Consider the following 18,680-nt stretch of genomic DNA (forward strand, 5'->3'; position numbering starts at 1 on the left):
ACTTATCTCCGTTTCTTCTATACTATTGTTTTAAAATCTGTGATCAACACATTCTCGTTTTTCACATTTTAACATAAAATACAGGAGGAGCAAAGAAAATCTGCAAAAAATAACGAAATATTCCTAAGAAAATCCGGATACTTCATTGCTTTGACGTGATAAATATGATAAGATAGGAAGCACAGACAGCTTTGCGGGGAGGCAGCAGGTTTCCCTGAAATGGATGAGGGCTGAGAAATGAAGGGAAGAGAGTTATGATTTGGGCAAAAGAAGAGACACTGTCCCGGGAGGAAATCAAAGAGATTCAGACCACGCGTCTCCAAGAGACGGTGGAGCGTGTCTACAATACAGTGGAGCCTTACCGGAAAAAGATGGATGAGGCAGGCATTAAGCCGGAAAATATAAGAGGCCTGGAAGACTTACATAACCTGCCGTTTACCACAAAGCAGGACATGAGGGATAATTATCCCTTTGGGCTGTTCGCAGTACCAAAGAAAGATTTGATCCGTATTCACGCGTCCAGCGGTACTACAGGTAAGCCGACGGTTGTTGGATATACTAGAAAAGATTTGGATGTTTGGTCAGAGTGTGTCTGCCGTATTGCATGTATGGGCGGGGCACAGCCTGACGAGATTGCGCAGATTTGTTTCGGATACGGTATGTTTACCGGAGCGCTGGGACTTCATTATGGTTTGGAAAGACTGGGGGCTGCCATTGTTCCTTCCTCTACTGGTAATACAGAGAAGCAGCTCATGTTTATGAAGGATTTCGGAACCACACTGCTGATCGCTACACCTTCCTATGCACTGCGTATTGCGGAGGTTGCGGAGCAGATGGGGATTCATCCACAGCGTGATCTGGAGATGAGGACCGCGCTGGTAGGAAGCGAGCTGATGACCGAAGCTATGCGGCAGGAGATGTACAAAGCCTGGGGCGATCATATGAATATCACGCAAAATTACGGTATGAGTGAACTGATGGGGCCGGGAGTCTCCGGGGAATGTCTGGAGCTGAACGGTATGCATATCAATGAGGACCATTTTATACCTGAGATCATTGATCCCAGAACAGGAGAAGTCCTTCCGCCGGGAGAGAAGGGGGAACTGGTCATCACCTGTATTTCAAAGGAGGCGCTGCCGCTTATACGTTACCGCACCAAAGACATCACGAGACTTATGTATGAACCCTGCAAGTGCGGAAGAACCACAGTGAGAATGGAAAACTTGCTGGGAAGAACAGATGATATGCTGAAGATCAGAGGAGTAAATGTATTCCCAAGCCAGATTGAGGAAGTGCTCCTTAATATTGAAGAGTGCGGACCCCATTATGAAATCGTGGTGGACAGAAAGAACCACAGTGATACTCTGGAAATACGAGTGGAAGTCCTTTCTGATTATATGATGGATTCCTATGCAGCTCTACAGGAACTGGAAAAGAAGATCAAGTCTAAGATCCGTATTGTTCTGGGACTTGATATAAAAGTTTCTCTGGTATCACCCAATTCTATCCAGCGTTTTGAGGGAAAAGCGAAACGTGTGATTGATTTAAGAAAGAATTAGTTTTACAATAGAATATATATTATTATAGAAGAAACACAATCTCAGAAAGAAGGTAGGAAACGTGGGCGAAAAGAAAATCATGCTTGGCAATGAAGCCATTGCGAGAGGTGCCTGGGAGGCAGGGGTAAAGGTTTCCGCAGCATATCCCGGAACACCCAGTACAGAAATCAGTGAGAACATAGTAAAATATAAAGAAATCTATGCAGAGTGGGCGCCAAATGAGAAAGTGGCAACAGAGGTGGCAATTGGTGCATCCATCAGCGGTGTACGGGCCATGGCATCCATGAAGCACGTAGGACTGAATGTGGCAGCAGATCCACTCTATACAGCAGCTTACACCGGTGTAACCGGAGGACTGGTTCTGGTAGTGGCAGATGATCCCGGAATGTACAGCTCCCAGAATGAGCAGGATACCAGGGCAGTGGCAAGGGCTGCGCAGGTTCCGGTATTGGAGCCGTCAGATTCCCAGGAGGCCAAAGACTTTGTAAAGGCTGCTTATGACCTCAGTGAAAAATATGATACCCCCGTATTTGTGAGAACCACCACACGTCTGGCACATTCCCAGGGAATTGTAGAGCTGGAAGACAGAGTGGAGAGAGAAGACATTCCTTATGAGCGTAAGTTCCAGAAATACGTTATGATGCCGGGCAATGCCATCAAGCGCCATCCGGTAGTGGAAGAGAGAATGAAAAAGCTGGCAGAGGATGCCAACAGCCTGGAGATCAACAAGGCAGAGTATCATGATACTTCTATTGGTTTTATTACCAGCGGTATTCCATACAATTATGTGAAGGAAGCTATGCCAAACGCAAGTGTACTGAAATTAGGCATGGTACATCCGCTGCCGAGAAAGCTCATAGAGGAGTTTGCGTCTAAGGTTGATAAGCTTTACATATTTGAGGAACTGGAACCTGTTTTTGAGGAGCAGATCAAATCCTGGGGCATTGCATGTTCAGGAAAAGATGTATTTACCCTGCAGGGAGAATACAGTGCCAACATGATCCGCAAAAAAGTATTAGGAGAGGAGATCGAGGCAGCAGCACCGGCACAGGTACCGGCCCGTCCGCCTATCCTCTGTCCTGGATGTCCTCACAGAAGCGTATATTCCGTACTGAAAAAATTGAAAATCCACGCGGCAGGCGATATTGGATGTTATACTCTGGGAGCCGTTGCTCCACTGAGTGTTGTGGACACCACGATCTGTATGGGGGCGTCTATCAGTTCCCTGCATGGAATGGAGAAGGCCAGAGGAAAAGAATATGTGAAAGACTGGGTGGCTGTTATCGGTGATTCCACTTTTATGCATACAGGTGTGAATTCCCTTATGAACATGGTTTATAACCAGGCGACAGGGACAGTCATTATCCTGGATAACTCCACAACAGGTATGACCGGTCATCAGGACCATGCCGCAACCGGCAAGACCCTGAAAGGCCAGGTGGTTCCTGCCATAGATATCTACAAACTCTGTAAGGCTATTGGTATTGAACATGTCAATGTGGTAAACGCGTTTGACATTAAGGCTCTGGAAAAGACCATCAAAGAGGAAGTGGCAAGAGACGCTGTCTCTGTGATCATTGCCCAGGCACCTTGTGTACTTTTAAAGACTAATGTATTTAAGACAAAGTGCAGACCGGTTTCAGAGAAATGTAAAAAATGCGGGCTTTGTTTAAGACCGGGATGTCCGGCTCTTACCAAGAATGAAGATGGAACGATTTCCATTGATGATACCATGTGCAATGGCTGCGGACTCTGCAAACAACTCTGTCCCGCTGATGCAATAGAGGAGGTAGAAGTGTAATGGCAACAAGAAATATTATGATAGTAGGTGTCGGCGGTCAGGGAACACTTCTCACCAGCCGTATTTTAGGAGGACTCGCCGTGGAAGGCGGGTACGATGTAAAACTCTCTGAGGTGCATGGAATGGCACAGAGAGGCGGAAGTGTAGTTACTTTTGTCCGTTACGGAGAAAAAGTAGAGGAGCCGATCGTGGAGGAAGGTCAGGCAGATGTGCTCATTGCATTTGAACGCCTGGAAGCGCTGCGTTACCGTCAGTTCCTTAAAAAAGACGGTGTGATCATTGTAAATGACCAGAGGATTGACCCTATCACAGTTGTGACAGGAGTAGCGGAGTACCCAGAAGGTATCCTGGATACTCTCCGCCAGACACACAAGGTTTATGCAGTGGATGCTATGAAGGTGGCAAAAGAACTGGGCAATACAAAAGTATTTAATGTTATTGTACTGGGAGTTGCTGCACAGCATATGGATTACTCCAGGGAAGAGTGGCTCAATGTAATTGAAAAGACCGTTCCGCCTAAGACTGTGGAGATAAATAAAAAAGCATTCCTGACAGGATATGAATTAAAATAGCAGAAAATTCCCTGTTTTTATAGATATAGAAGACAGAGAAAGGATTGGTAGCGTAAATGTTTATTGAACAATTGTCCATATTTCTGGAGAACCGTCCGGGTAAACTGAAGGGTGTTGCTGACGCACTCAAGGAGAACCAGATTAATATTATCTCGCTGGGGCTTTCCGATACTACGGACTATGGAATCGCCAGGATGATCGTGTCTGATTCAGCCAGGGCGAAACAGGTACTCCTGGAAAAGGGGTACACAGCAGTGCTGACTCCGGTGCTTGTAGTGGAACTGCAGCAGGAAGTGGGGGCACTGAGCCGGATCATGGATACTCTAAGCGCTAAAGGGCTGAATCTGGAATATATGTATGCACTGGTCACCGGCAAAGAGGGCGGCGCTATGGTGGTGAAAACATCCGACCAGGCACGTACATATCAGACACTAAAAGATGCAGGTATGAAGATGTTCACAGAGGAAGAACTGAATGATCTGAAGAAATAAGATCCGGATAGGAAGATATTTGCTTGTAACTGTGAAGGTACTTAACAGATACCTGGATAAAAGAAAACAAGAAGCGTCCGCTTTTCTAAGCGGAGAGCGGCGCCTCTTTTTCTTTGCAATTATTGCTTTAATGGTTTAAACCGTTGCGGTTTAAAGCGTGAGCGAAAATATATTAAAGGAGAATAAAAAGATGGAGATTAAGATACTGTTTTTGCTGTTGTTTTTCGGCTCTATGGTGGGTATTGGCCTGTATTCCCGAAAACATGCTACAAATGTGGCTGGGTTCGTGCTGGGAGGAAGGAGTGTGGGTCCCTGGCTTACTGCATTTGCATATGGAACCTCTTATTTTTCCGCAGTTGTGTTTGTAGGCTATGCAGGACAGTTTGGATGGAAGTACGGATTGGCAGGTACCTGGATCGGGATAGGAAATGCCATAATCGGAAGCCTTTTGGCATGGGTGGTTCTTGGAAGAAGGACACGTGTTATGACAAAGCATCTGCATGCAGCTACTATGCCGGATTTCTTTGGCAAGCGTTTTGACAGTAATGCCCTAAGGATTGCTGCCTCAGCCATTGTATTTATTTTCCTGGTTCCTTACACTGCATCTATTTATAATGGGTTGTCCAGATTATTCGAGCTGGCTTTTGATGTGCCTTACGCAGTATGTGTAGTGGTTATGGCTGCTCTGACTGGTGCATATGTGATCCTTGGCGGTTATATGGCAACGGCTATCAATGATTTTATACAGGGAATCATTATGCTGTTCGGTATTGCTGCTGTTATCGGGGCCGTATTAAGCGGACAGGGAGGATTTACGGAGGCTGTGAGACAGCTTGCCAGTATTCCAAGTGATGTACCGGTAACTGCCGGGCAGTCTGGTGCCTTTACCTCCTTTTTTGGACCAGACCCTATAAACCTTCTGGGCGTAGTTATCCTGACATCTCTGGGTACCTGGGGGCTCCCGCAGATGGTTCAGAAATTTTATGCGATCAAGGATGAGAAAGCGATCCAAACCGGTACTGTGGTCTCCACAGTGTTTGCCATTGTTATCTCCGGTGGATGCTATTTTCTGGGTGGATTCGGACGCCTTTTTGATAATCCTTCCTTATATAAAGCAGACGGTACAGTGATTTATGACGGAGTGATTCCGTATATGCTGTCCACACTGCCGGATATATTGATCGGTATTGTTATCGTACTGGTTCTTTCCGCGTCAATGTCAACGCTTTCTTCCCTGGTTCTGACATCCAGTTCTACGCTGACTCTGGATTTCCTGAAAGGGACTGTGGCAAAGGATATGAGTGAGAAGAATCAGCTTCGTGTTATGCGCGGACTGATCGTGGTGTTTATAGCTATTTCAGTTGTGCTTGCTCTGGACCCGCCTACCTTTATTGCCCAGCTTATGGGGATTTCATGGGGAGCATTGGCAGGAGCCTTCCTGGCACCGTTTTTATTTGGATTATATTGGAAAAGAACAACCAAACTGTCTGTATGGGTATGCTTTTTAACGGGGATCGGGATTACGGTATCCAACCTGTTCTTACATTATATTGCGTCCCCAATTAATGCAGGGGCTTTCGCAATGGTAGTGGGATTTGTTGTAGTGCCCGTGGTGAGTCTGGTCACTCCTAAAATGGAGAAAGATAAAGTGGAAGATATTTTCTTATGTTACAATCAGGAGGTGGTATCCACACCTAAAAAGGTACTGCCCCAAGAGAAAGAAGACAGCAATACTGTTGTGGTTGAGGCCTAGCACATCGTTCATTAAATAACTACCCGATTCGCTGGCCTAATTTTCCGATAGCACAGGTGCAAAAGCCTCAGCGTAGCCCGCTACGCCTACGTTTTTGCGCCTGCACTCTCGAAAAATTATTCTCAGTGATAGTGCAGTTATTTAATTTACGATGTACTAGTTGTTAAAAGTATATCTCGCTATTTATTACGAAAAAGTTCCATTTTGTAACAAAAATTTAATGATTTGGAAATTTACCTCTTGCATCTGTAATAATTATGTGGTATTATGGGTGACAGATAAGAAATATTTCAAAAATGTTACAAGTAGTTACAATTTCAGACATGATTAGTGAGGTACATAATAATGAAAAAAAGATTTCTTATTCTCAGTCTTATTTTTACAATGGCCATGACCCAGGTTGTGCCGGTAGCAGCTGCAAGGGAAGATGACGTGCAGGCTGAGAAGGCAGAGACACAGAGTAAATTATCAGCAGCAGAGAGCAAAGAATCTGAGTTGGAAGACCAGAAAACCGCGTTATTGAACGAAATCGACTCCATTGACCAGAATCTTGTGCAGGTTATGGCACAGATAGATATTCTTAATGGTGAGATTACAGATAAAGAGAGTGCGATCGACAAGACAAAAGATGATTTGGCCGTAGCAGAGGCAAACCGTGACAAGCAGTATGAGGATATGAAGAAAAGAATCCAATATCTGTATGAGAACGGCGGAACCAACGCATGGGCACAGATGCTTTTGGAATCTGACAGTATTACCGGACTTCTCAGCAAAGCAGAGTACACAGAGAAGATGTATGATTATGACAGAGATGAGCTGAAGAAGATGAAGGAGACTGTCCAGGAAGTGACAGACCTTGGCAATCAGCTGGCTCAGGAGAAAGCTGAACTGGAAGAGATGAAACAGGCTCAGGAGCAGCAGCAGGCAAGTCTGCAGAGTGCTCTTGATGAGAAGAAAGCCACAGCATCCGATTATGAAACGCAGATTGCAAATGTGCGTGCTCAGGCAGATGAATACAGAAGCCTGATCGAGCAGCAGAATGCAGAGCTGCAGAAGATCCAGGAAGAGAAAGCCCGTCAGGCAGAGGAGGCTAAAAAAGCCGAGGAAGCCAGAAAGGCTCAGGAAAAAGCCGCTCAGGAAGCAGCACAGCAGCAGGCACAGGAAGATGCAGAGGAAGAAAACAGCAGCCAGAACAGTACAGATGTAAGTGTAAATAATGGCAGCTCCAACAATAATACAGGTAATGATACCAATGATGATGTCTCAGATAATAACAATAATGCAGGGGATACGGAAGACAATAATAATGTGACACCTCCGGCAGAAGAACCGGAGACACCGGATTATAATCAGCCTGAGACACCGGAATATAACGAGCCTGAAGAAGACCAGAGCAGCAATGGCGGTTACAGCGCAACAGGTCAGGCAGTCGTAGATTATGCCAGTCAGTTTATCGGCAATCCATACGTATGGGGAGGAACAAGCCTGACAAACGGTGCTGACTGTTCCGGATTTGTACAGTCAGTATTCGCGCACTTTGGCTACAGCCTTCCGCGTGTTAGTGATGATCAGGCAGGCGCAGGCCGTGGGATTTCTTATTCCGAATCCCGTGCAGGTGACATCATTGTATATTCCGGACATGTTGCAATCCTGACAGGTGACGGCGGAATCGTACATGCGTCCAACTCCGCACCATATCCGCAGGGCGGAATCAAGTATTCCAGCAATGCTCTGTACAGACCATATATTGCAGTCAGAAGGATTGTAGAGTAATTACATAGAGTAGTAATACATTATTATACTTAACAGGGCCGTGCCTCGTCACCAAAGGTGGAGGGCACGGCCTTTGTATATTATGAAAAAATTGAAAAACGGGGAATCCGTGCAGACTGTCCATGTGCCTTATAAAGGCATAATTATATGGGCTGATTTTATAAAATATTACTATAAAATTTATTTTTGTAACAAAAACTTAAAGATTTCAGGGATTTCCTCTTGCAAGTGTAATAAATTTGTGATATCATAAGCGGGAAGTGAAAATTATTTCGGAAATATTACTTAGAGAGTAGCAAATATTAAATACCAACAGTGAGGTACATAGCAGTATGAAAAAGAGATTCCTTTGTCTCAGCCTTATTTTTGCACTGGCCGCAGCACAGGTAATGCCGGTAGCAGCTGCAAGAAAAGACGAAGTGCAGGCTGAAAAAGCAAACACACAGAGCAAACTGTCCGCAACAGAGAGCAAGGAAGCGGAGTTGGAAGAGAAAAAGAATAGCTTACTTGGAGAGATTGATTCTCTGGATCAGAATTTGGTTCAGGTAATCGCACAGATTGACATACTGAAAGGTGAAATCTCTGATAAAGAGGGCGCCATCACAGAAACAAAAGAGAATTTAGCAGAAGCAGAAGCTGACCGCGATGAGCAGTATGCTGCAATGAAAAAAAGAATCCAGTATCTGTATGAGAACGGCGGAAGTGATGCATGGGCGCAGATGCTTCTGGAGGTCAACAGTATTACAGATTTGCTCAGCAAGGCCGAATACACAGAGAAAATGTATCAGTTTGACAGGGACGAGCTGGAGAAACTGAGAGATACCGTTCAGCAGGTAACTGACCTGGGGAATCAACTGGAGCAGGAAAAGGCTGAGCTGGAAGAGATGAAACAGGCTCAGGAAGACCAGCAGGTGAACTTAGAGGCAGCACTGGAAGAGAAAAAAGCCGTTGCTTCCGATTATGAGACTCAGATTGCAAATGTTCAGGCACAGGCAGATGAGTATAGAAGCCTGATCGAAGAGCAGAATGCAGAGCTTCAGAGAATCCAGGAAGAAGAAGCAAGACAGGCTGCTGAAGCTAAAAAGGCCAAAGAAAAAGCTGCAAAAGAAGCTGAGGCGGCTGCACAGAGACAGGCACAGCAGAATTCAGCTAATACAGAGAGCAATACAAATACCAACAATAACGGTAATACAAATAATAACAACAACAATGACGATGAAGAAGAGATAGAGACTCCAAGCAACAATGGCGGCGGCGGTAACAATTATGTGCCGGAACCGGAGACTCCATCCTATGAAGAGCCGGAAGAGGAACAGGGCGGCGGAAGCAGTGCCACTGGAGATGCAGTTGTTGCATATGCGAGCCAGTTTATCGGCAATCCTTATGTGTATGGCGGTAACAGCCTGACTAATGGTATTGACTGTTCAGGATTTACACAGCAGGTATTCGCTCATTTTGGTTATAGCATTTCCAGAACCAGTGATTCACAGGCTGGAGACGGACGCGGTATTTCTTATTCTCAGTCACGCGCAGGCGATATCATCGTTTATTCAGGACATGTTGCAATCCTGACAGGCGACGGCGGTATTGTACATGCATCCAACTCTGCACCGTATCCGCAGGGTGGAATTAAATATTCCAGCAATGCGTTGTATAGACCTTATATTGCAGTTAGACGTATTGTTAATTGATTTTCGTACATAGTTTGGGACTCATGCTTTTGGGAGCATGGGTCCTTTTTTGGTGGGATGGGGGGACGGGGAATCGAAAGCATCCGGGGCCGGCAGGTGCCTGTATGGGGGGAGCGAAGCGTTCCGCTAGCCGGGGAGCTAACCTGCTCCCATTCACTAAATTCGTCGGCAATGGCCTCCTCATTAAGTGTATGGGGCAGGTGGATCTCCCCGACGCTCCACTGAACATCGCTCCCCCCATACAGGCACCTGCCGGCCCCGGATGCTTTCGATTCCCCTGGGGGATTAGGGCGGAAGACTGAGAGAGAAAAGATAAAAACATAAAAGATAAAAATATAAAAGAAAAAAGATAAAATATAGAGGTTGATAATAAAAATTCAAAACTGGGGGTTTTAATGTGGAGCAAAATGGTATATATTTTGATTATGAGGGATATAGGTAAATAAGAATTTCTTTTTTGGGAGTTTTGGAATATAATGGGGTTGTGGGGTAAGACTGATAATAAAGAGAGAAAGAAGGTATAGGAGTTGAAAACATTGGAGCTTAGAAAGAATTTTTATTGGACAGGTATTGTGGATGCGGACTTGCGGGTGTTTGATATTATTATGTATACGGAGTTCGGCACTACATATAACTCTTATGTGCTGAAAGCAGGAGATAAGACGGTTTTGTTTGAGACCGCTAAGGTGAAGTTCTGGGATGAGTATTTGGAGAAGGTGCAGGAGATCACAGCGGTTGATAAGATTGATTATCTGGTTGTGAGTCATACGGAGCCGGACCATGCGGGAAGTATTGAGAATCTGCTGAAGCTGAACCCTGGGCTTAAAATTGTGGCAACGGGTTGTGCCCTTGGGTTTCTGAAGGAGATTGTAAATGGTGATTTTACCGGTATTGCGGTGAAGGATAATGAGATTATGAAGATTGGGGACAAGACTCTGCAGTTCCTTGTGGTGCCTAATCTGCATTGGCCGGATACTATGTATACCTATATTGAGGAAGAACAGATTCTGGTTACCTGTGATTCTTTTGGGTCTCATTATGGATTTGAAGATGTACTGTCAAGTAAGGTAACGGATAGAGAAGGGTATATGCGGGCAACAAAATATTATTTTGACTGTATTTTGGGACCGTTTAAACCTTATATGCTGAAAGCGCTGGAAAGGGTACGGAAGCTGGATGTGTCCATGATCTGTACCGGACATGGACCGGTGCTGGATGATAAGCTTGAACAGATGTATGATATTTATGAGGAATGGTGCACAGTTGTGAATCCTAACAGCACGAAAACCGTGATCATCCCTTATGTAAGCGCTTATGGATATACAAAGATGCTGGCAGAGAGGATTGCCAAGGGCGTGGAGGACAGCGGGGATATTGCTGTGCGCAGCTATGACCTGGTGGATGCTGAGCAGGAGAAGGTGCTGGAGGAACTGGGATTTGCGGATGGTATCCTTTTTGGTACTCCCACTATTTTGGGGGAGGCTTTGAAGCCTATTTGGGATTTGTTGATCTCTATGTATCCTGTGACACATGGGAAAAAGCTGGCAAGCGCATTCGGCAGTTATGGATGGAGCGGTGAAGGCGTGCCTCATGTGATGGAGCGGCTGGAACAGCTTCGGATGAGGACCATTGACGGTTTTCGCGTGCGTTTTAAACCGAGTGAGGCAGATTTGATCGATGCCTATGACTTTGGTTATAATTTTGGATGTACGCTCCAGGACAAGGAAAATGAGAGAAAGTCAGGCAGAAGCAGGCTGGTGAAGTGCCTGGTATGCGGTGCTATTTTTGATTCCTCTATTGATATTTGTCCGGTCTGCGGAGTTGGCAGAGAACATTTTGTTCCGGTGGAAGAGGAAGAAAATACGTTTAGCCGGGATACAAAGGATTTCTATCTCATTCTGGGAAATGGTGCTGCGGGGATCAGCGCGGCGGAAGCTATCAGGCAGAGGGATAAGACAGGGTCTATCACCATGATTTCCAATGAAATATACAGTACCTATAATAGGCCAATGCTGACAAAATCTATTATGGCGGATTTGAATGCTGATCAGATTGCTGTGCATGAGACTTCATGGTATGAGGAGAACAGAGTATTCCAGATCCTGGGCCGCCGGGTGGATAGAATCGATACAGACAGCAAAGAAGTCGTTCTGGATGACGGTATGAAATTGAAATATACTAAGCTTATCTACGCTCTGGGATCGGAATGCTTTGTGCCGCCTATCAAGGGTGCGGATAAGAAGAATGTATTTGCTGTCCGCAGGCTGGATGACACCAAAAAGATAGCAGATGTGCTTCCTCAGGTGAAGAATGTGATAGTCATCGGCGGTGGTGTGCTGGGGCTGGAAGCTGCGTGGGAGCTGAAGAAAGCGAAATGCCATGTGACTGTGCTGGAGCTTGCGCCTGTTATAATGGGACGCCAGTTGGATGAGCCTGCAGCCGAGCTTCTGAAGAAGATAAGTGAGAACCAGGATATCGAAATCCGTACCGGCGTTAAGATCGCAGCTATTGAAGGGGATGATTTTGTCTCTGGAATCCGTATGGAAGATGGGGAAGTTCTTCCGGCTGATATGGTAGTGGTTTCCTGCGGAGTAAGGGCCAACACCGCGGTGGCAAAGGATGCAGGGATTGAAGTGGAGCGCTCTGTTGTTGTCAATGCGAAAATGGAAACGAATGTGGAAGACATTTATGCGTGTGGTGACTGTGCCCAGTATCAGGGTATCAATTACGGACTATGGAGCCAGGCTGTGGAACAGGGTAAGACTGCAGGAGCTAATGCTGCAGGGGATGATCTGGAATATGAGACAGTATCAGCAGCTCTTAACTTCCATGGAATGGGGACCGCGCTCTTCGCGGCAGGAGATAATGGGAAAAATCCCAATCTGATCTATAAGACCGTAGAGTTTAAGGATATGGGGAAAAAACAGTATCAGAAATTCTATTTCCTGAATAACAGGCTCTGTGGTGTCATCTTGATCGGTGATGTAAGCCGTCTGGCAGAGATGACAGAAGCTCTGGAAAAACATGCGACTTATCAGGAAGTGATGAAATAATAATTGTGAGAAAACCAGGCATGGGAGTGTATCCATGCCTGGTTTTTTCGGCTTTTAAAGGGAAATGTGAGAGGTTATATACTCTTTTAGATCAGCTATGCTGTAAAATACATGGTCCGGATTTTCCTGTGATATCATCTCTTTTTCGGCGCTGTCCCCCCATAAGGCAGACAGGCATGTGACACCGGCTTTATGACATTCTTTGATGTCTGATGCTGTATCGCCTATGTATACCAGATCAGAGGGGGATAAACCGTATTTTCTGAGCAGAAAAAGCATGGATTCCGCCTTAGTGTTTCTTGTCTCGCCGCCGGTGAGAATGTCTGAGAATACATTGTCCAGTCCCCATTGGTTTAATGTGATAGAGCAGCTTTCAGAGCCTTTCCCAGTGATGAGTGAGACTGTGACACCATTGGCCTTTAGATATTGAATAAGTGCTGGGATTCCATCATAGGGGGCCGGGCAGGTGTGATGGATTTTCTTATAAAGTTTGTGAAAATCTTGCAGTGCCGGTTCCCATTTATCACCCACGATTTTTTTCATCATTCCGGCTTCGTTTAAGCCAAATGTACTGGCAATCTCCTCATAGCTCAGTTCGCGTGCCAAATAGGGTGTGATGGAGGCGCGAAATGCCTTCAGGCACATTGGAAGCGTATTTCCCAGAGTGCCGTCCAGATCAAATGCTGTCAGTTTAATCATCTGTATCACCATTTATCTTTCTGATCATTTTGCATGGATTCCCCGCAGCTACACAGTTGGGTGGGATGTCTTTGGTGACAACGCTTCCGGCGCCAATGACGGAACCATCCCCAATGGTAACACCCGGCAGTACAATAACGCCGCCGCCAAGCCAACAGCCGTTTCCTATTTTGATGGGAAGGGCATAGGTACGGCAGAAATATGAATCTGTCTGATCTGTCCAGCCGGGAGTGAGCCTTTCGGAGAGTTCAACCGGGTGGGTGGCTGTGTAGAGCTGGACATTGGATGCGATGAGCACATTGTTGCCAATCTCGATTTTGCTGCAGTCCACAAAAGTACAATTCATATTTACAGAGACATTGTTTCCAATATGGATATTTCGGCCGTAATCACAGAGGAAAGGGAGTCCTACAGAGACGTTTGTACCCATACTGCCCAATAATTGTTTTAGAATCTCTGTTTTCTTCTGCTTTTGGTCATAGGCCAGAGCATTATATTCTGCGAGCAGCTTTCTGGAAGTCTTTTTAAACTCCAGGAATATTTTGTCGTGGCAGTTGTAGTATTGGCCTGCCATACATTTTTCTAATTCGTTCATGATACACCTCCTGACCCTATAGTAGAATAAATATTGTTCCGTTTCAAGTAACAGGCTGTTTCCTTTGTGCAACAGTTCAGTTTGTCTGAAACGCTGCCCTTTTACAGTCTCTGCGCCAGAGCTTCCATGACAAAAAGAACAGGAACCTGTGTGGCTGCGTTGTATCCGCCGTGGATTCGCTTGGATTTCATATTACAGCAAAAATTCCAGTCTGACATTTTTTCCAGGGTGGAACCTGGCAGATTGGTGACGCTTAATATCAGACATTCTTTTTGACGGAATTTCTGGACTAATTCTATAATTTCTTTTGTTTCTCCACTTTCAGAGAGTACGATCACGGCAGCAAAGCTGCAGGTAAAGGTCTCCACCGGATAATAAGTGTCCTCAAGGCTTACGGAAAATTTCCCTAAGTTAGAAAAGTATCTGGCGCCGTATCTGGCCAGGCTTCCGGAGGAGCCCATGCCGACGAAGATAACATAATCTGCGGTATTTAACAGCTCCACAGCTATTTCCAGCTTTTTTTCAAAGGCACTGGAGTTTACTCTGCAAAAAAAGAAGGAGAGTTCCTGTGAGTCCGCCATCGGGGTGTGTGTTTTTAAGACATTTGTTTCGGTTTTTAAGGCATTTTTAAAATCAGAGTATCCTTCAAATTTGTTCTTGTTAAAAAAGCGGAGGAGAGTAGCCGAGGATACATGGGTTTCCCCTGCCAGCTCGCGGATTGTCATATATTGGATCTTGTCTAAGTTGGATAGTATATATTTATAGATGTGCATGTCGGTTTCATTGTATTTTTGGATGTCTTCGTAGGAAAACATAGGAATTCTCCTTTCAGTGAGGTGAGGGGTATCTGGCATGATGCTTTATCTTAGGATACCATAAAAGTTTGTGGGGATAAATGGCAGCTTCATCATTAAAGAACAATTAAATGAATAGAAGGATATTAAATTTAGAAAGGCTATTTAGCTGAAGTATAAGAGGAACCAGGAACAATTGTGTAAAATTGTGTAATTTGTAGGTGCGAAAAACTGGTAAATAGTGTAAAATATACTATAAATAGACGCAAATCATATCTGTTTATTGTAAAAAATGATAGATTTGTGGGTTGTATTAATATCAGATTGTGGAACTACGCATATGGAAAATTCTATAATGTCTCCTGGATTATAAAAGATATGTGGAATATGACATGATAAAAAAATGATCAGATTAAAGGAGCTTCTTGTATAATTCAAATATAAGGAATTCCGAGAAAGAAGGTTGAGAAAAAAATACCTCAGAGTAAAATAAGATTACTGACTTTGGACGGTTAGTAAAAAATCTTATTAAACAGTGAGGTACTTGAAATGAATTATAACACACAGAACGCAAAAATTGCATCTATTACGGAAAAGACTTTAATCGTTGGTATTGATGTGGGAAGTGAAACCCATTATGCAAGAGCTTTCGGCTGGCGCAATTATGAGTACTCAAAGAAACCGTTTGCCTTCAGCAACGATGAAGCTGGATTTTCCTCATTCAAAGACTGGATGGACGATATAGCAGAGAAACATGGGATGGAAGCTGTGATTCCGGGAATGGAACCAACCGGTCACTACTGGCTGAACCTTGGAGCGTACCTGCAGGAACAGGGAATGAAGCCGGTACATGTGAATCCGCATCATGTCAAGAAGTCTAAAGAACTGGATGACAATAATCCGAGTAAGAATGACCGTAAAGATCCAAAAACAATTGCAGGTCTGGTAAATGAAGGAAGATTTTCATATCCATATATTCCAACCGGGATTTATGCAGAAATTAGAAATTTGTCCAACCTTCGTATTCAGACACAGGAAGAGATTACAAGAATCAAAAACAGGATCGCCCGCTGGTTCAGCATCTATTTTCCAGAGATCAAAGACGTTTACAGGAATCCGGATGCAGTAAGCGGACTGATGGTAATCAAACAGGCACCATTGCCCTGCGATATCAAAGAGCTTGGCGTGGATGGTGTTAATAAGATATGGAGAGATGCAAGGCTGAAAGGCGCTGGGATAAAGAGGGCAACGACCCTGGTAACCGCAGCGGAGCACAGCATCGGAAATACGGAAGCACCAAGAAGTGCCAGGAAAGAGATCCGAAACCTGTTGAATGACTACGAAATATATAAGAATCGTATGGATGAACTTATGGAAGAGATAGAGGAAACACTTTCTGAGATTGCCTATATAGATAAGCTGATGGAGATCAATGGGATTGGAATAAAAACGGTAAGCTGCTTTATTGCAGAGGTTGGAGACATTGGACGTTTTGATAATCCAAAGCAGGTGCAGAAACTGGCAGGATATGCTATTGTCGCAGACAGCTCCGGAAAGCATAATGGAGAAAGTCGTATCAGCCACAGGGGAAGAAAGCGTTTGAGATATGCGCTGTATGAAGCTGCGATATCGGTGATTGGGAAAAATAAAGAATTTAAAGAGATCCATTGTTATTACAGGACGAGGGAAAAGAATCCCCTGAAGAAGATGCAGTCGGTGATAGCGGTGGCATGTAAACTGATCCGGATATTTTATACAATACTAACAAAAGGCATAGAGTATGACGGTCAGAAGATGTTAAGTGACATTGTAAGACCTAAAATGCAGCCAGCAGCATAAAGAGAAAGAAACAGTGAATCATGGCCGGTCTGAGCCTTTGAAAGGAAAGAATGGAAGGCTGAGGCCAGCCATGATAGCTGGAAGAAACAAGTAAATGGAATGTAACAGGAAAACGTCCACCGAGAGGTGCTGTTGCAGGAAAAAGTCAGTAATAAAAAAACAAAGAATGGAGCCAGTAGTCGGCAGGAATATTCACCAGAGGGCATGACCCTGTAAAGGAGCTGAGCTGACACCCTGGTTATGGACAGGCGGGACGAGAGAAGTTAGGACTCAGCAATGGTCTGATGATCCTGGTAGACATGGGAGGTTCGCTGCCGTAGATGGATGGGTACACACAAGGCCATGTAGAACGAAAAGAGAAGACGTTTTATTTTGTGCACCCAAAATCCACTACTTTCGTACCAGATACAGAGAAATGTCCATTCCAATGGTTCTTTCTTCTGAGATATTTATTGATGAAACATTAAAAAATCCTTGATTTTCAAGGAAAAAAGACTTGACTATATAGGGAGGAAATACTATGCGGTATTTAATGATACTGGAGGTATCACAAAAACAGGCGTACATATTTGCCAGTACAAAACTAAAAGACAACATTGAGAATTCGGAAGCTATTGTTCAGGTGACGGATTCGAGATATTTAGAGGATGTCGCCGCCAGAGCAGGATTACATTTTTCCATGGAGGATAACCTGGTATATTCCGGAGGCGGACATACTGTTTTGGAGTTTCCATCAGAGAAAATTGCCAAGGAGTTTGCTTTTGAGATATCAAAAACTGTGCGGAGAGAATTTCCGGAAATGGAATTGTTCATTAAAACAATACAATATAGTGAGACAGAAGACCCGGGACAGAATTTAAAGCGTCTGTCAGAAGCCCTGGAAGTAAAAAAGTCTGTGCGTGCGGCCGCTTTTCATCAGGGAACTTTCGGGGTAGAGAGAATGGACGCCACTCTCCGAAAAGCGATTCCCACAGTAGAAGCAGTTGATAGAATCAAGTGGAATCCCCAGTCGGAAGATGTACCGGAAGGATATTCTATCCCAACGCAGTTTGATGATCTGGGAAATTCAAAAAATGAATCCAGTTTTATTGCGGTAGTCCATATTGATGGAAATGCTATGGGAAAAAGGGTGGAAAAAATACGAAGGGAAAATCAGACGAAGCCCTGGGCAGAATATAAAAGCAATATGAGGAAATTCAGTGAGTCTGTGGACAAGAATTTTAAGGAAGCATATAAAGAAATGCTTCACCGAGTGGCAGAAAACCTGAAAAATGGAAATCTTTCTGCGTTGGAACTTCAGGGGAAGATGTTTCCTGTACGCAAAATTATCCTTGCAGGGGACGATGTCTGCTTTGTGACAGAGGGAAGAATCGGACTGGAAGCCGCAAGGATTTTCATTGAGCAGTTAAAATGCAAAAAGAACGACTATGATCAGAAGGGATATACTGCCTGTGCAGGTGTGGCTATTGTTCATAAAAAATATCCATTTTATAAGGCGTATGAGCTTTCAGAAATCCTCTGTTCTAATGCAAAAAAATACATTGCTTCCTTTTCCGATGAGCAGAAAGATGCGAGTGCATCTGCCTGTGCTATTGACTGGCATATAGAGTTTGGGGTTATGTTAGATTCCCTGGCTGAGATGAGAAAACAGTATCAGACTGCAGATGGAAAACAATTAGAACTTCGGCCGTATCTGCTGTGGGCAGAAAAGGATATCTGGGATAAAGAAAAAATCCGCCGTTATGGAAATTTTAGAACATTAATAAAAAGTCTTCAAAGCCATGATATTGCATATGCCCGCGGAAAGATCAAAGAATTTTGTGCGGCATTAAAAGAGGGAGAGCAGGCTGCCTGGTATTATATGAAAAACAATCTGATGGATGAGCTGGCATTGGAAGGCTTTGTGGGAATATATGAGGAAGTGAAGAGCAACAGACTTTTTACCGGTAAAGGATTGGATAGAAAAATTTTTGCACAGACAGCGGATGGTATAGACAGGGCACTATTTTTTGACGCGATTGAAATACTGGATACATATATAAATCTTGATTAAAGGTATA

13 protein-coding genes are annotated in these 18,680 nt (G+C 44.4%); 10 read left to right on the forward strand and 3 right to left on the reverse strand.

Translation table 11 applies throughout. The features are described 5' to 3' along the window. The first annotated feature begins 254 nt into the window (after positions 1 to 254). From BLCOC_RS04155 to BLCOC_RS04190, 8 genes are all read left to right on the forward strand, one after another. Positions 255 to 1,559 (forward strand): phenylacetate--CoA ligase family protein, encoded by a 1,305-nt coding sequence (locus BLCOC_RS04155; protein WP_018597735.1) that lies wholly within the window; start codon positions 255 to 257, stop codon positions 1,557 to 1,559. 61 nt (positions 1,560 to 1,620) lie between these two features. Then, positions 1,621 to 3,360 carry an indolepyruvate ferredoxin oxidoreductase subunit alpha gene (gene iorA, locus BLCOC_RS04160; protein ID WP_115624500.1) on the forward strand — a complete coding sequence of 580 codons (1,740 nt, stop codon included), beginning with the start codon at positions 1,621 to 1,623 and terminating at the stop codon, positions 3,358 to 3,360. Further along, positions 3,360 to 3,932 (forward strand): indolepyruvate oxidoreductase subunit beta, encoded by a 573-nt coding sequence (locus tag BLCOC_RS04165; protein ID WP_018597737.1) that lies wholly within the window; start codon positions 3,360 to 3,362, stop codon positions 3,930 to 3,932. Before iorA ends, BLCOC_RS04165 begins: the two co-directional genes overlap by 1 nt. Before the next feature lie 56 nt (positions 3,933 to 3,988). Next, positions 3,989 to 4,423 carry a hypothetical protein gene (locus tag BLCOC_RS04170; protein ID WP_018597738.1) on the forward strand — a complete coding sequence of 145 codons (435 nt, stop codon included), beginning with the start codon at positions 3,989 to 3,991 and terminating at the stop codon, positions 4,421 to 4,423. Positions 4,424 to 4,613: 190 nt separating this feature from the next. Then, positions 4,614 to 6,176 (forward strand): sodium:solute symporter family transporter, encoded by a 1,563-nt coding sequence (locus BLCOC_RS04175; protein WP_018597739.1) that lies wholly within the window; start codon positions 4,614 to 4,616, stop codon positions 6,174 to 6,176. A 345-nt stretch (positions 6,177 to 6,521) separates the two neighbouring features. Continuing rightward, positions 6,522 to 7,949, forward strand: a complete 1,428-nt coding sequence (locus BLCOC_RS04180) for a C40 family peptidase (RefSeq protein ID WP_115624501.1) — start codon at positions 6,522 to 6,524, stop codon at positions 7,947 to 7,949. A gap of 332 nt (positions 7,950 to 8,281) precedes the next feature. Beyond that, positions 8,282 to 9,640: a C40 family peptidase gene (locus BLCOC_RS04185; RefSeq protein WP_115624502.1), complete on the forward strand. Its 1,359-nt coding sequence runs from the start codon at positions 8,282 to 8,284 to the stop codon at positions 9,638 to 9,640. A 527-nt stretch (positions 9,641 to 10,167) separates the two neighbouring features. Next, the gene (locus tag BLCOC_RS04190) at positions 10,168 to 12,693 is read left to right on the forward strand and encodes an FAD-dependent oxidoreductase (protein ID WP_115624504.1); all 2,526 of its coding nucleotides are present in this window, start codon (positions 10,168 to 10,170) and stop codon (positions 12,691 to 12,693) included. A 54-nt stretch (positions 12,694 to 12,747) separates the two neighbouring features. Here BLCOC_RS04190 and BLCOC_RS04195 read toward each other — a convergent pair whose 3' ends face one another. From BLCOC_RS04195 to BLCOC_RS04205, 3 genes are all read right to left on the reverse strand, one after another. Continuing rightward, positions 12,748 to 13,392 carry an HAD family hydrolase gene (locus BLCOC_RS04195; RefSeq protein ID WP_029470497.1) on the reverse strand — a complete coding sequence of 215 codons (645 nt, stop codon included), beginning with the start codon at positions 13,390 to 13,392 and terminating at the stop codon, positions 12,748 to 12,750. Beyond that, entirely contained in the window at positions 13,385 to 13,987 is a 603-nt protein-coding gene (locus tag BLCOC_RS04200) for a sugar O-acetyltransferase (protein WP_018597745.1), read from the reverse strand. The genes BLCOC_RS04195 and BLCOC_RS04200 overlap by 8 nt, the downstream gene beginning before the upstream one ends. A gap of 101 nt (positions 13,988 to 14,088) precedes the next feature. Then, on the reverse strand, positions 14,089 to 14,802 hold the full coding sequence (locus BLCOC_RS04205; protein ID WP_029470496.1) for a MurR/RpiR family transcriptional regulator: 714 nt from the start codon (positions 14,800 to 14,802) through the stop codon (positions 14,089 to 14,091). A gap of 528 nt (positions 14,803 to 15,330) precedes the next feature. On the opposite strand from BLCOC_RS04205, the gene BLCOC_RS04210 reads away from it, so the two are divergent. Continuing rightward, positions 15,331 to 16,620, forward strand: a complete 1,290-nt coding sequence (locus tag BLCOC_RS04210; RefSeq protein ID WP_115623341.1) for an IS110 family RNA-guided transposase — start codon at positions 15,331 to 15,333, stop codon at positions 16,618 to 16,620. A gap of 520 nt (positions 16,621 to 17,140) precedes the next feature. Beyond that, positions 17,141 to 18,673, forward strand: coding sequence for a Cas10/Cmr2 second palm domain-containing protein (locus BLCOC_RS04215; RefSeq protein ID WP_115624505.1), 1,533 nt, complete (start codon positions 17,141 to 17,143; stop codon positions 18,671 to 18,673). Positions 18,674 to 18,680 lie beyond the last annotated feature (7 nt).

Source organism: Blautia coccoides, assembly GCF_034355335.1.
In the GTDB taxonomy this organism is placed as follows: domain Bacteria; phylum Bacillota; class Clostridia; order Lachnospirales; family Lachnospiraceae; genus Blautia; species Blautia producta.

Bases quoted from the DNA above. Each gene is read 5' to 3' on its own strand.
- BLCOC_RS04195 (WP_029470497.1), bottom strand. From the start codon at position 13,392: ATGATTAAACTGACAGCATTTGATCTGGACGGCACTCTGGGAAATACG.
- BLCOC_RS04170 (WP_018597738.1), top strand. From the start codon at position 3,989: ATGTTTATTGAACAATTGTCCATATTTCTGGAGAACCGTCCGGGTAAA.
- BLCOC_RS04200 (WP_018597745.1), bottom strand. From the start codon at position 13,987: ATGAACGAATTAGAAAAATGTATGGCAGGCCAATACTACAACTGCCAC.
- BLCOC_RS04210 (WP_115623341.1), top strand. From the start codon at position 15,331: ATGAATTATAACACACAGAACGCAAAAATTGCATCTATTACGGAAAAG.
- BLCOC_RS04165 (WP_018597737.1), top strand. From the start codon at position 3,360: ATGGCAACAAGAAATATTATGATAGTAGGTGTCGGCGGTCAGGGAACA.
- BLCOC_RS04215 (WP_115624505.1), top strand. From the start codon at position 17,141: ATGCGGTATTTAATGATACTGGAGGTATCACAAAAACAGGCGTACATA.
- BLCOC_RS04205 (WP_029470496.1), bottom strand. From the start codon at position 14,802: ATGTTTTCCTACGAAGACATCCAAAAATACAATGAAACCGACATGCAC.
- BLCOC_RS04175 (WP_018597739.1), top strand. From the start codon at position 4,614: ATGGAGATTAAGATACTGTTTTTGCTGTTGTTTTTCGGCTCTATGGTG.
- BLCOC_RS04155 (WP_018597735.1), top strand. From the start codon at position 255: ATGATTTGGGCAAAAGAAGAGACACTGTCCCGGGAGGAAATCAAAGAG.
- BLCOC_RS04185 (WP_115624502.1), top strand. From the start codon at position 8,282: ATGAAAAAGAGATTCCTTTGTCTCAGCCTTATTTTTGCACTGGCCGCA.
- BLCOC_RS04180 (WP_115624501.1), top strand. From the start codon at position 6,522: ATGAAAAAAAGATTTCTTATTCTCAGTCTTATTTTTACAATGGCCATG.